14 protein-coding genes are annotated in these 12270 nt (G+C 62.4%); 5 read left to right on the top strand and 9 right to left on the bottom strand.

Features of this window, described 5'->3' with window-relative positions:
* Positions 1 to 8: 8 nt before the first annotated feature.
* The 6 genes from AC07VS_RS25655 to AC07VS_RS25630 all read right to left on the bottom strand — a co-directional run bounded on the left by AC07VS_RS25655 (position 9) and on the right by AC07VS_RS25630 (position 6406).
* The gene (locus AC07VS_RS25655) at positions 9 to 1061 is read right to left on the bottom strand and encodes an ABC transporter ATP-binding protein (RefSeq protein WP_494752384.1); all 1053 of its coding nucleotides are present in this window, start codon (positions 1059 to 1061) and stop codon (positions 9 to 11) included.
* 21 nt (positions 1062 to 1082) lie between these two features.
* Positions 1083 to 1913: a carbohydrate ABC transporter permease gene (locus AC07VS_RS25650; protein ID WP_492350092.1), complete on the bottom strand. Its 831-nt coding sequence runs from the start codon at positions 1911 to 1913 to the stop codon at positions 1083 to 1085.
* A 7-nt stretch (positions 1914 to 1920) separates the two neighbouring features.
* Positions 1921 to 2781: a carbohydrate ABC transporter permease gene (locus AC07VS_RS25645; RefSeq protein ID WP_492350093.1), complete on the bottom strand. Its 861-nt coding sequence runs from the start codon at positions 2779 to 2781 to the stop codon at positions 1921 to 1923.
* An 83-nt stretch (positions 2782 to 2864) separates the two neighbouring features.
* Entirely contained in the window at positions 2865 to 4178 is a 1314-nt protein-coding gene (locus AC07VS_RS25640) for an ABC transporter substrate-binding protein (RefSeq protein ID WP_494752383.1), read from the bottom strand.
* A gap of 811 nt (positions 4179 to 4989) precedes the next feature.
* Positions 4990 to 5505 (bottom strand): O-acetyl-ADP-ribose deacetylase, encoded by a 516-nt coding sequence (locus AC07VS_RS25635; RefSeq protein WP_494752382.1) that lies wholly within the window; start codon positions 5503 to 5505, stop codon positions 4990 to 4992.
* 133 nt (positions 5506 to 5638) lie between these two features.
* Positions 5639 to 6406: an NUDIX hydrolase gene (locus tag AC07VS_RS25630; protein ID WP_494752381.1), complete on the bottom strand. Its 768-nt coding sequence runs from the start codon at positions 6404 to 6406 to the stop codon at positions 5639 to 5641.
* Positions 6407 to 6496: 90 nt separating this feature from the next.
* On the opposite strand from AC07VS_RS25630, the gene AC07VS_RS25625 reads away from it, so the two are divergent.
* Genes AC07VS_RS25625 through AC07VS_RS25605 form a run of 5 tightly spaced genes read left to right on the top strand, consistent with a single transcriptional unit; the run spans position 6497 to position 10038 of the window.
* Positions 6497 to 7546: an SPFH domain-containing protein gene (locus tag AC07VS_RS25625; RefSeq protein WP_494752380.1), complete on the top strand. Its 1050-nt coding sequence runs from the start codon at positions 6497 to 6499 to the stop codon at positions 7544 to 7546.
* Positions 7543 to 8475, top strand: a complete 933-nt coding sequence (locus AC07VS_RS25620; RefSeq protein ID WP_494752379.1) for a diacylglycerol kinase catalytic domain-containing protein — start codon at positions 7543 to 7545, stop codon at positions 8473 to 8475. The genes AC07VS_RS25625 and AC07VS_RS25620 overlap by 4 nt, the downstream gene beginning before the upstream one ends.
* 36 nt (positions 8476 to 8511) lie before the next feature.
* A complete protein-coding gene (locus AC07VS_RS25615; protein ID WP_494752378.1) occupies positions 8512 to 9063 on the top strand; it encodes an RNA 2'-phosphotransferase in 552 nt (183 codons plus the stop codon).
* Complete coding sequence (locus tag AC07VS_RS25610) at positions 9060 to 9434, top strand: hypothetical protein (protein ID WP_494752377.1); 375 nt, start codon at positions 9060 to 9062, stop codon at positions 9432 to 9434. The genes AC07VS_RS25615 and AC07VS_RS25610 overlap by 4 nt, the downstream gene beginning before the upstream one ends.
* 10 nt (positions 9435 to 9444) lie before the next feature.
* Positions 9445 to 10038: a DUF4291 domain-containing protein gene (locus AC07VS_RS25605; protein WP_494752376.1), complete on the top strand. Its 594-nt coding sequence runs from the start codon at positions 9445 to 9447 to the stop codon at positions 10036 to 10038.
* 20 nt (positions 10039 to 10058) lie between these two features.
* Here AC07VS_RS25605 and AC07VS_RS25600 read toward each other — a convergent pair whose 3' ends face one another.
* The 3 genes from AC07VS_RS25600 to AC07VS_RS25590 are packed head-to-tail and all read right to left on the bottom strand — an operon-like array spanning position 10059 to position 12267.
* The gene (locus AC07VS_RS25600) at positions 10059 to 10616 is read right to left on the bottom strand and encodes an adenylyltransferase/cytidyltransferase family protein (RefSeq protein WP_494752375.1); all 558 of its coding nucleotides are present in this window, start codon (positions 10614 to 10616) and stop codon (positions 10059 to 10061) included.
* A complete protein-coding gene (gene pnuC, locus AC07VS_RS25595; protein ID WP_494752374.1) occupies positions 10613 to 11197 on the bottom strand; it encodes a nicotinamide riboside transporter PnuC in 585 nt (194 codons plus the stop codon). The genes AC07VS_RS25600 and pnuC overlap by 4 nt, the downstream gene beginning before the upstream one ends.
* Positions 11194 to 12267, bottom strand: coding sequence for a bifunctional nicotinamide-nucleotide adenylyltransferase/Nudix hydroxylase (locus AC07VS_RS25590; RefSeq protein WP_494752373.1), 1074 nt, complete (start codon positions 12265 to 12267; stop codon positions 11194 to 11196). The genes pnuC and AC07VS_RS25590 overlap by 4 nt, the downstream gene beginning before the upstream one ends.
* Between the last annotated feature and the right edge of the window lie 3 nt (positions 12268 to 12270).

Raw genomic sequence — 12270 nt, 5'->3', positions numbered from 1 at the left:
GGGATCAGTCAATGGCTCAGGGCTTCGCGGGCCAGGCCAGTGCGGGTGATGCGGCCCTGGGCGTCAAAAAGGTGGGCCGCATCGAAATCGATCTGCAAGCCCACCTCATCGCCCGCCTTCAGGGCGCTGCGGCTGTTCTGGCGGGCCACCAGCTGGGCACCTTCGGGGGTACCGACATAGATCAAGGTCTCAGCCCCCAGGGCCTCCAGCAGTTCCACCCGGCCGCGCAACGGGCCCTGGCCCGGCGGGCACAGGGTCAGGTGCTCGGGGCGCAGCCCCACCGAGCCGCCCGCAGGCAGGTCCCAGCCCGGCTGGGCCGGCAGCAGTTGAGCGGCCACCACGTTCATTTGCGGCGTACCGATGAACTGGGCCACGAACTGGTTGGCGGGGCGGTCGTACAGCTCCAGCGGGGTGCCGACCTGCTCGATCTGCCCGTCGCGCAGCACCACCACCCGGTCGGCCAGGGTCATGGCCTCGACCTGATCGTGAGTGACGTAGATGGTGGTGGCCCCCAGCTCGCGATGCAGCTTGGCGATCTCGACCCGGGTCTGGCCACGCAGGGCCGCGTCGAGGTTGGACAGCGGCTCATCGAACAAGAACACCTTGGGCGCACGCACGATGGCGCGGCCGATCGCCACGCGCTGGCGCTGGCCGCCCGAGAGCTCCTTGGGGGTGCGCTGCAGGTAGGGTCCCAGGTTGAGGATGTGGGCCGCACGCTCCACTTTGTCGCGAATCACGGCGGGGTCGGCCTTGGCCAGCTTGAGGGCAAAGCTCATGTTCTCGAACACGCTCATGTGCGGGTACAGCGCGTAGCTCTGGAACACCATGGCCAGATCGCGCTTGCTGGAGGGCTGCTCGGTGATGTCGCGCCCATCCAGCATCAGGCGGCCGCCGTCGCTGCTCTCCAGGCCCGCGATCAGGCGCAGCAAGGTGGATTTGCCGCATCCCGAGGGGCCGACGAAAACGATGAACTCGCCCTGCTCAATGTGCAGGTCGATGCCCTTGATGGCGCGGTGCTCGCCAAAGAATTTTTCAATGCCATGCAGTTGCAGATAGGCCATGGGGAAATCTCTTGAAAGGGTTTACTTGACGGCGCCGAAGGTCAGGCCCTGCACCAGCTGCTTCTGGCTGAACCAGCCAAACACGACGATGGGCGCGATGGCCAGCAGCGAAGCGGCCGACAACTTGGCCCAGAACAGGCCTTCAGGGCTGGAATAGCTGGCAATCAGCGTGGCCAGCGTGCCCGCCTTGGCCGAGCTGAGGTTGAGGCTCCAGAAGGCCTCGTTCCACGACAGCACCAGGCACAGCAGGCCGGTTGACGCCAGCCCACCCAGGCCCAGGGGCAGCAGCACCAGGCGCAGCTCCTGCCACAGGGTGGCGCCATCCATGCGGGCAGCCTCCAGGATCTCGTGCGGGATGTCCTTGAAGTGCGAGTACAGCATCCACACCATGATGGGCAGGTTGGACAGGGTGAAGAGAATCACCAGGCCCAGCCGGGTGTCGAGCAGCCCGCTGTGCTGGGCCATCACGTACACCGGCACCAGGGCGCCCACGGCAGGCATCATCTTGGTGGACAGCATCCACATCAGGAGGTCCTTGGTGCGGGCGCTCTTGAAGAAAGCCATCGAATAGGCGGCCGGCGCCGCGATGGCCAGGCCCAACAGGGTGGACAGGACGCTGGTGATGGCCGAGTTGCTGGCATACAGCAGGTAGTCGCTGCGCAGCTGCACCTCACGGAAGTTGTCCAGCGTGGGGCTGAACGCCAGCAGCGGTGGCACGGCAATGGCCTGCATCTCGGTCTTGAAGGCGGTCAGTACCAGCCACCCCAAGGGAAAAAACAGCAGCAGGGTGATGCCCCAGGCCACCAGGGTGCGCAGCATCAGCGCGGGCGAAAAAGAAGTGGATCGCGACATGCTGGGCTCACTTGTCGAGGTTCTTGCCAACCAGGCGGATCATGAAAGCAGCGGCGATGTTGGCCAGCACCACGGCGAACAGCGCGCCGGCCGAGGCCACGCCGGCATCGAAATTGAGCAGGGCCTGCTTGAAGATCAGGAAGGCCACATTGGTGCTGGCATCGCCTGGCCCGCCCCCGGTGGTGGTGTAGATCTCGGCAAACACGCTGAGCAGAAAAATCAGCTCGATCATCACCACCACGGCCACCGAGCGCCCCAGGTGCGGCAGGTAGAGGTAACGCAACTGCTGCAGGTAGTTGGCGCCGTCCATGCGGGCCGCCTCGATCTGCTCGCGGTTCATGCTCTGCAACGCGGTCATGAAGATCAGCGTGGCAAAGGGCAGCCATTGCCAGGCCACCATGATGACCACGGCCAGCAGCGGGTAATCAGTCAGCCAGTCGACCGGCGTGGCGCCGAAGAACTGCCAGACCTGGGCCAGCACGCCATAGATGGGGTTCATCATCATGTGCTTCCACAGCAGGGCGTTCACGGTGGGCATGACGAAAAACGGGGAGATCAGCAACAGGCGCACCAGGCCGCGCCCCGGAAAAGGGGCGTCGATCAGCAGGGCCAGAGCAATGCCCAGCACCGTGGTGATGAGGATCACGCTGCCCAGCAGCAGCAGGGTGTTCATCACCGCGGTCCCGAAGGAGGGATCGGTGAGGAAGTACTCGAAGTTCTCCAGCCCGGCAAAGCCGGTCTGGTCGGGCTGCATGAGGTTGTAGCGGATGAGCGAGAAGTAGATCGTCATCCCCAGCGGGACGATCATCCACAGGAACAGGCTCAGCACCGCCGGGGTCAGCAGCAGCCGGGGCAGCAGTCGTTTCATGGGGCGGGTTTCTTCAGACGATGGGCAAAGTCGAAAGGTGTGGCGCCCCGCACAGGCACCACACCGGCGAACGCGGCATCAGCTCACTTGTAGTAGCCGGCCTTCTTCATCTCGCGCTCGGCCGCCGCCTGCGAGGTCTTCAGCGCGGCATCGACCGTCACCTTGCCGGCCAGCGCCGCACTCATCTGCTGCCCCACCGAAATGCCGATGGCCTGGAACTCGGGGATGGCGGCAAACTGCACGCCCACATAGGGCGACTTGGGCAGGGTGCTGTCGTTCGGGTTGGCGCTGTCGATGGCGGTCTTTTCGGCGGCCGCGAAGCGAGCCGCCTTCTGGAACTCGGGGGTCGCATAGGTGCTCTTGCGGGTGCCCGTGGGCACGCTGGCCCAACCGTTGGTCTTGGCCACCAACTGGATGTACTCCTTGGACGTGGCCCAGTTGATGAACTTCTGGGCCGCGTCGACCTTCTGCGAGCCGGCCGGAATGGCCAGGGCCCAGGCCCACAGCCAGTTGGCGCCCTTGGGCGTGACCAGGGTCGGGGCCTGGGCAAACGCCACCTTGTCGGCCACCTTGGACTGCTTGGGATCGCTGACAAACGAGGCGGCGATGGTGGCGTCCACCCACATGCCGCACTTGCCTTCGTTGTACAGCGCCAGGATCTCGTTGAAGCTGTTGGCCGACGAGCCCGGCGGGCCGTACTTCTTCAGCAGGTCGACATAGAAATTGACCGCGTCGTGCCAGGGCTTGCTGTCGATCTGGGGCTTCCAGCCCATGTCGAACCATTGCCCGCCCGCGGTGTTGACCATGGTGGACAGAAAGGCCATGTTGTCGCCCCAGCCCGGCTTGCCCCGCAGGCAGATGCCATAGACCCCGTTCTTGGGGTCATGGATCTTGGCAGCCAGGTCGCGAACCTCGCTCCAGGTGGGGCGCTCGGGCACGGTCACACCGACCTTGTCGGCAAGATCCTTGCGGTACATGAGCATGGAGCTTTCGCCATAGAAAGGCACGGCAAACAGCTTGCTGTCCACCGACAGGCCATGGCGCATGGCCGGCAGCAGGTCGTCCACGTCGTACGTGGCGGCGGGTTTGACCTCTTGCAGCCAACCTTTCTTGCCCCAGATCGGGGTTTCGTACATGCCGATGGTCATGACGTCGAACTGGCCGCCCTTGGTGGCGATGTCGGTGGTGACGCGCTGACGCAGCGTGCCCTCTTCCAGGGTGACCCATTTGAGCTTGATGTCGGGGTTGGCCTGCTCGAAGTTCTTGCCCAGCTTCTGCATTTCGATCATGTGGCCGTTATTGACCGTGGCAATCACCAGTTCGGTCTCGGCCTGGGCCGTCGCGCTGACGGCCAGGGCCAGGGCCGCCGTCAGGGCCAGACGGGTGTGTTGTTTCATGGCTTGTCTCCTCTTGGGGAATCGATTGAGGTTCGCGTCGTCAATGCTTTTTTGCAGCCAGCATCGATGGTTTGAACGATACCGATGCGCTCAATCGACTTTGGTACGAAAAAAATCAATCCCAATACGAAATTGCATTGACTGCCTAGGATTTCTACCTAGACGCTACAAATTCGTACCTAAGTAACGAAATCCAAGCCACACCGCCTCGGGCGGCCCCGAGGCGGTGACAGGCACAATGCGACCCAGGCTGGGCGCCGACCTTCACCCCCAGGTCGGGCCCACGGAGTCCATCCCCCTCTTTTTTGTGTTTGCTCTGAACAAAGACTCAAAACCATCTGCTGATTCCATCGGAACGAATCGCAGAGGTGCGGGCGAGAGATCGAACTCAAAGAGTTGAAACAGGGCTGCTCAGTCAATCGCGCGACAAAGCTCTTCCAAACAAAGTTTCAAACAAGTGATTCCCAGCTTTCCCAAGCTTGCCTCCGCCTGGTCCTTGATGCAGGCTCGCGCAACGCTGGATGGATGCGTAGACGGAAATTCGCAGCAGCTGGCGCTTTACGGGAAACTCGAGATAGTCGATGGGAATGTCCTCCCACTTAGACAGACCGGCGAGGTCTCGACTCGCCATGGCGTGTGCCAATGGCGTCATCTCATAGTACTGAGGCGACAGTAACGCGGTGAACGACCGCCTTCAGGCAGCGAGATCAACCTTTCGAAGGTCTAACCATGGTCGACTGTCGCCAGTCGACGGGGCTTAGACGAGCGGCCGCTCCCAGCCTGAAGTCGACGCCACGCGAGTCGCCTGCATTTACCTGCTAAGCCGTTGCATGGTCGTGACATACACCGCCAGATCCTGCTCAGAAAAGCAGCAGAACAGGATCTCGTCCGGCAGCTCGTTCGAATGCACCCATTCCTGCACGGTGCTGATCGCAACCTGCGCCGCGGCCTCGATGGGATATCGATACGCCCCCGTACTGATACTTGGGAAGGCGATGGACCGGAGGCTGTGTTCTTGAGCCAATGCCAGGCTGTTGAGATAGCAGTTGCGCAGCGAGGCCTCTTCGCCTTTGGCTCCGCCCTGCCAGACCGGCCCCACCGTGTGAATGATGTGCTTCGCAGCCAGACGGAATCCTTCGGTCAGCTTCGCTTCGCCTGTTCGGCAGCGATTCAGTTTGCGGCAGGCGTCTAGCAACTCAGGGCCCGCAGCCCGGTGAATTGCACCGTCCACACCCCCGCCGCCAAGCAGAGACGAGTTGGCTGCATTGACGATGGCATCTACCTCAAGGGTGACTATGTTGGCGTGAATGACTTGGATTTGCGGCACGTCCTACCTCTCTACTTGTTGGGCACTCTGCCGACTTGTGCTTGCTCGACCCACCTTTGGGCAAGGCGTTCAATCTCTCCTATCAGCAGGCTGCCACGGTAGCGGTCAAGATGGTCGATTGACATGGCAAACCTCAGTCTCCGCCACGCGGGCTGAACGTGCGCGGAAAGAAGACCGGCGATGAGCGGTCTTTGAGGCGATAGCCCATTGGCGGTCGATTGGACGAGCTTTCGACGAAGCCGACCTCTTCAAGGAAGTCGGCCGCCATCATGCGAGTCCGGAAGCCGCTCTTGTCGACGGCGCGGCCGAGCACGACCTCATAGGTCTTCTGGAGCTGGGGCAACGTGAAAGGCTCGGTCAGCAGATAGGCCGGCAAGGAGGTGTACTCCACCTTGCTGCGCAGCCGCTCCACTGCCGCCTGCAAGATCTCGCTGTGGTCAAAGGCAAGCCGAGGCTTCTTCAGCAGATCGTCCACCTTGAACCAGGCCACGTCAGCGGCGTTGGCGCCTTTGGCCAGCTGGATGTCTTGCGTAGGAATCAGGGCGAAATAGGCATGAGTGGCCGACCAGCCTCGTGGGTCGCGCGTCGCGCTGCCCCAGCTGCCGAGCTGCTCCAGATAGGGGCTGTTCACGGCTGTCTTCTCCAGCAGCTTGCGGCGCGCGCAAGCCTGCAAGTCTGCGTCCAAATCAACATTGACGAAGCCGCCAGGTAAAGCCCATTGACCAGGGCAAGGCTCCTTCGTATCCGAAGGGCGCTGCACCAGCAGCACCTCCAAGGCATCGTCGAGGACGGTGAAGATGACCACGTCCACCGTGGTGTACGGCCGCGGGAAATCATGCGCAGGGGACTGCGGAGCAGGTGTTGTGCGCGGCTTCTTCATCGGTGCTGCCTTGGTCGCCATGACATAAACCTCTTGACGTCTTTGAATATGGGTTGTACTGTACACCTTATGCAAGATGCATAGAACAACTAATCAATACGGGAGGAATACATGTTCGGCATTCGATTCATCAAGTCTCAACCGACCACTCACCTGATGCAGTTCCGGGGCGGCAAGCTGGCGCGCCAAGGGGCCGGGCTTTCGTTCTTCTACTACGCCCCCGCCACGACCTTGGTAGCAGTGCCGGTCGCAAGTCATGACCGCCCCTTCATGCTCGACCTGGTCACTGCGGACTTTCAAAGCGTGACCGTGCAGGGCCAGGTGACCTATCGCATCAATGCGCCGCAGCGAACGGCAGCGATGATGGATTTCTCTCTGCGCCCCGATGGGAAGACCTACGCATCCGAAGACCCCACGCGCTTGGCAGACCGCGTGGCGCAACAGGCCGAGGTGATCGTCCAGCAGGCCGTCCAAGCGCTCGATCTCAAGCAGGCACTGCGCTCTTCGGCTTTGATCGCCCGCACCGCCCAGAGGGAGCTGGGCGTACAGCCTGAAATCGAAGCACTGGGTCTGGAAATCCTCGGTGTATCCATTCTCAGCGTGAAGCCGACGCCGGACATTGCGCGCGCCTTGGAAGCCGAAGCACGCGAATCCAACCTCCGCGCGGCAGACGACGCCGTGTATGCGCGACGCATGTCGGCCGTTGAGAAGGAGCGCGCCATCCGGCAGAACGAGCTGGACACTGAGGTGGCGGTCGAACAGAAGCGGCGTGAAATCAGCGAGACCAAGCTGGAGGCCAAGGCCGCGCTCATGCGCAAGGACAACGCCCTGCGGGCTGAGCAGATGAGCTCCGACGTGGAACTGGAAGAAAGCCGCAAAGCCTTTGTCGCAGGGCAGGCCAGCAACAGCCGCACCTTGGCCGAGGCCGAAGCGCATCGCGCGCTCCAGCGTCATGACGGCATTGAGTCAAGCCGACCCGCGCATCGTGCAAGCCCTCGCAGCCGTCGGCATGCAGCCGGCCCAGTTGATCGCACAGGCCTTTGGCGGTATCGCCGAGAACGCAGAGCGGATCGGCCAGTTCAATATGGCACCAGAGTTGCTGCAGGTGCTGCTGGGCCACAACGCGGCACCCGTAGACGAGGCGCCAAGGAGCAACCGTGAGCGCAGCCGCTGAACGCAAGGTCGTGCTGGTGACGCGCAAGACGCGGCTGGAAGAGCTGGTGGCCAAATACCACACGCTGGCTCAGGCGCGCTTCTACATCGAGCACCTGGGCGCCGACTTCACCGACTACGTCGAGGAGAACATGGCCTACAGCGGGAGCCTGGGTCAGGTGAGCGAGGCACTGCGCGGCTGGGGCCGACACCAAGTGCTGGATCGGGCCCATCTGCCGAACTTCATGTTTGCGCCGGACGACATCGTGGTGGCGCTGGGCCAAGACGGCCTGGTCGCCAACACGATGAAATATCTGGAGGGCCAGCCCCTGGTGGGCATCAACCCAGAACCTAGTCGCTGGGACGGACTGCTGCTGCCGTTTGAGCCGGATCATGTCGACAAGTTGCTGGCGGACGTCGCGCACGGGCGTCGCCCGACCACGGCGGTCACTATGGCTCAGGCACGCTTGTCGGATGGCCAGACCCTGAGAGCGGTCAATGACCTCTTCATCGGCCCGCGCAGCCACACCTCGGCCTTGTACGACATCGCTCTCGGAGACAGCCGGGAGCAGCAGTCGTCCTCGGGCGTCATCGTGTCAACTGGGCTCGGGTCGACTGCCTGGCTGAAGAGCGTGATGACCGGATCGTTGGCATTGGCTGCGGCGAACGGCGGGCGCGGACAAGGCGAATACAAGCCGATGGCGTGGAACAGCGACAGGCTGACATTTGCCGTCCGGGAGCCATTTCCAATGAAGCGCGCGCAGGCGACGCTGGTTTACGGCCAAGTGACCAAGGCTTTGCCCTTGAGCCTGCGCTCGCGCATGCCAGAGCATGGCGTCATCTTCTCGGATGGCATGGAGGCAGACTTCCTGCGCTTCACAGCTGGGGTCGAGGTGACTGTGACGGTGGCAGAAACACAAGGGTGCCTGGTCATGTGACCGGCACCGAGAATTGGATAAGAAGAAGAGAAAACTATGAATACGAAATCCGAGCTGACGTCGATCAGCAAATTTCTTAGCCTCGTGCTTCGGCACGAACCTCAGCGCCTTGGCCTGGATTTGGACGAGGCCGGTTGGACGCCTGTCGAAGCACTGCTCCGCAAGGCGGCGGCGGCCGGCCGGCCCATCTCACGCGATGTGCTGGACGAAATCGTCGCGACCAGCGACAAGAAGCGCTTTGCCTTCAGTGAGGATGGCCAGTCCATTCGCGCCAATCAAGGGCACTCCATTGACGTCGACCTGGGTTTGCCGGTGGTGGACCCGCCCGATGTGCTGTTTCATGGCACGGCCTCGCGATTCAGTGAAGCGATCCTGAACACAGGTCTGGAGCGTCGAGCCCGCCACCATGTGCATCTGACGCAGGACCGGCAGACGGCGGTGTCCGTTGGTCAGCGCTATGGAGCACCAGTGGTGTTGCGGATCGATGCACGTCGGATGGCAGCGCTGGGCCACGAGTTCCGTTGTTCCGCCAACGGCGTCTGGTTGGTCGATGGCGTTCCTGCCGAGTTCATCCAGGTCGAACCGTGAGCGAGACCATCACCCTCTACCGGCCGACGGGGCCGAAGGAGCTTGAGTTGGTGGCAGGCAGTGGCTTTCGTCGCTGGCCGCCGCGCTTGCCCGACCAACCGATCTTCTACCCCGTGACCAACGAGCAGTACGCCGTCGAGATCGCGCGTGACTGGAATGTCCCGAGCAGTGGCGCGGGCTTTGTCACGCGTTTCAAGGTGCGCAAGGACTTCATGGACCGATACCCGATGCAAATCGTGGGGGCTGCGCGCCATACCGAGTGGTGGATTCCTTCTGAAGACCTCGAAGCGATGAACGACGCGATTGAGGGCCTGATAGAAGTCATCCACACGTTCCAGGGCACGAGCCCAACCAAAACCAACAAGAACTAGAACAATGAACTTGAAGATTGAAAGCTACGCCGAGCAAGCTCAGCGCTGGCCCGACAGTGGCGAGCACATCCTCGCGCAATTCGACGACGCTAGCGTGGTCGTCTATCAGGCCTATCGCCCATCGACGGGCAACTACGCCATCGAGCACGGACGCCTAGGCGGGCCGGACTTCAGCTTCGAGCGAATGAGCTGGATTAAGCCGAACTTCCTGTGGATGATGTACCGATCCGGATGGGGAACCAAGCCGGGTCAAGAGGTCATCCTCTGCTTGAGGATTCGTCGCGCCTTCTTTGAGGCGATCCTGGGTCGAGCCGTCGCATCGTCCTTCGATCCATCGAAGCACGCGACGCATGAGGGCTGGAAGGCCGACGTTCAGGACTCGGATGTTCGGCTGCAATGGGACCCCGACCATGCTCCCGATGGTTCCAAGCTGGACCGTCGGGCCATCCAGCTCGGGCTGCGCGGCGATGCCTTGAAGGCGCTGGCGGGCCCGGAGCTGCTGGAGGTGATCGATGTCTCGGGCTTCGTCGCCCAGCAGCGTCCCCATTCACTCGCGGACTGGGGCCAATTGCTGACCCCCAAGGAGCAGGTCTATCCTCGCTAGAGCCGCGGAACAGTTCGGAGCTAGTCGCGGCGAACGAAGGTGTCGGCGACCTCGGGCGCCATCCATTGGCGAGCAGCCTGAGGAGACGAACGAATTGCCGTTGCACTGATGGGCACATGAAGCCGTGCTCGGTCAACAACCACCGCTTCGACGGCTTGACCGAACGCTTGCGCCAGCCTGGCTGCGCATGGCGGGCCATAGTCTTCACTGCTGAACATGGTGGTCGGTCGCCGCTCTAGTACATCGCGCAGCAGCCAGGCCAGCCAGTCTTGCTGCACGGCGTCCTCTGCGGCGTTCGTTGGCATCGGGCACAGTGCCAGGCCACGGCGCTGGCATGCGCCGGCCAGCCAATCGTCGTCAATGACCAGGCATTCATGCCCCGGGAATCGTGCGGCCAACCATTGACGCCGTCGTGTGACGTCGCAACCTTCGAATTCCGGCTTCGTATAGCTGAGCACGAGCAAGTTCTCGCACTGCTCCGCAGCCTGTTGAACCAGCCATTCATGGCCCAGATGAAGCGGAGCGAATTTGCCGACCACAAGGCCAAGTCCGAATCGGCGAAGGATGCCTGTACTCATATCGGCATGGCAACGCTTGACGATTGAGAAACCAAAGCGTCGCGACGCCAGCGCCACCAGCCATACCAAGCATTGAACCAGTAGGCGCCATACAGAACTGCAGTCAGCCAGAGCCCGCGAGAGGCGAACAAGGGCACGGATACGGTGTTGACGGCGAGCCACCAAGGCCAGGCCTGCAACTTCCGTTGCATGAGCAGACATTGGGCGACGACGCTCAGCGAGAGAACGCTGGCGTCGACGAACGGCATGTAGGCGTCCGTAAAGCGATGCAGCAGCCACCCGTAGGCCACCGTGACCGCGAGCGTTGCGGCGGCCATCCAGACTAGCGTTCTGGATGCCGCTCGACTGATCGGACGCGGAGCGGCATTCTGGCGTTGACGCCACTGCACCCAGCCAATGACGCTGGTAGCGATGAAGAACAACTGCAGGCTCGCATCGGCGTAGAGCTGACTCTGGAAGAATTGGATGCCAAAGAGCACGCAGCCCACTACTCCGGTGGTCCATGTGTGCACGTTGTTGCGTGCCGCGAGCCAGATCGAGAGAGCCGTCATGAGGTTGGCTGCGATCTCCAGGCTGCTCATCGGATGGAAGGCTCTTTGGTCAGACCCAGAAAGTGGTCGAGCATGTGAAAGTGATCGTCGTGGAACCTGTCTTCCATCGCGGCGAGCTGCTCAATCGGTACCCATTCAACGGACTGGGCGTCGTCGTCGGCACGCACCTCGGGCAGTTCGCGCTCGCCAAGGTCGAAGAAGTGCGCATGGGTGATCGTGCGGCCTCGCAGGCTGCGGTCGGGATGGTCGAAGACGGCAGCCTCACACAAGCTGCGGCTCATGGTGTCGTCCAGCAGCTTCAGATGGGTTTCTTCCTCCAGTTCGCGCAGTGCCGATTGATAGGCGGTCTCGCGCGCCTCGATGAAGCCGCCAGGCACCGCGTATAGGCCACGCCCGGGGGCCTTGCCGCGCTGAATCAATAGCACGCGGCCCGAGCAACGAACCACAGCGTCCACGGTCACGAAGACCGGTGCGTAGGGCGCCGAGGCCCAAGCTTGCTTGTAGCGGCGCAACATCCGCCATTCCTCTGCAAGCTCAGCAAAGAAGAGCAGTACCGACCAGGAGCGCATGAACGCAAGCGTTGATGGCGGAGCAAGATCGGTCAGCGCGGCCAGGGTAGCGTCAATGGTTTCAGGATCGGCGCCAAAGTAGGCATCGCGGAGATGGGTCCCGTCGGCCGCAGCAAGACGGTCTACGGCGCTCAGGGTCCAGCCGGGAAAGCCGCGCAGATAGCTGCTGGTCGCGTCTTTGAAGTGGCCGACCAGGGTGACATGGGTCGGACGCACACCGCCGGAGTTGGCGAGCAGAGCCTCGACGCCTTCGCGCACAGCGCGGACCCAGCGGCCCTCATCGTAGTAGTCGCGCACCGGAAGAAACTGCATACGCTCCCGGTCCGCCTCTGGCAAGGCCAAGCGGATCATCTCGGCCCGCTCGGCCCAAGTGAAAGGATTCTTCGGCGTGCGCGCCTGAAATGCGGAGCCGATGACGACGATGCATCTCGGCGACAAGTCCAAGGCCTTTTGCAACAAGGCGAGATGGGCCCGGTGAAAGGGTTGGAAGCGACCCACCAGGACTGAAACTTCGGGTGTGGTGTAGGACACGGG

It is taken from the genome of Curvibacter sp. GW821-FHT01G03, assembly GCF_059422285.1.
The sequence above is the reverse complement of the archived record's forward strand: the minus strand, read 5'-3'. Positions and strand labels throughout refer to the sequence as shown.

Coding starts and splice junctions, on each gene's coding strand:
- AC07VS_RS25630 (WP_494752381.1), bottom strand. CDS start 6,406: ATGGCGACCAAGGCAGCACCGATGAAGAAGCCGCGCACAACACCTGCT.
- pnuC (WP_494752374.1), bottom strand. CDS start 11,197: ATGAGCAGCCTGGAGATCGCAGCCAACCTCATGACGGCTCTCTCGATC.
- AC07VS_RS25655 (WP_494752384.1), bottom strand. CDS start 1,061: ATGGCCTATCTGCAACTGCATGGCATTGAAAAATTCTTTGGCGAGCAC.
- AC07VS_RS25645 (WP_492350093.1), bottom strand. CDS start 2,781: ATGAAACGACTGCTGCCCCGGCTGCTGCTGACCCCGGCGGTGCTGAGC.
- AC07VS_RS25650 (WP_492350092.1), bottom strand. CDS start 1,913: ATGTCGCGATCCACTTCTTTTTCGCCCGCGCTGATGCTGCGCACCCTG.
- AC07VS_RS25600 (WP_494752375.1), bottom strand. CDS start 10,616: ATGAGTACAGGCATCCTTCGCCGATTCGGACTTGGCCTTGTGGTCGGC.
- AC07VS_RS25615 (WP_494752378.1), top strand. CDS start 8,512: ATGAATACGAAATCCGAGCTGACGTCGATCAGCAAATTTCTTAGCCTC.
- AC07VS_RS25625 (WP_494752380.1), top strand. CDS start 6,497: ATGTTCGGCATTCGATTCATCAAGTCTCAACCGACCACTCACCTGATG.
- AC07VS_RS25640 (WP_494752383.1), bottom strand. CDS start 4,178: ATGAAACAACACACCCGTCTGGCCCTGACGGCGGCCCTGGCCCTGGCC.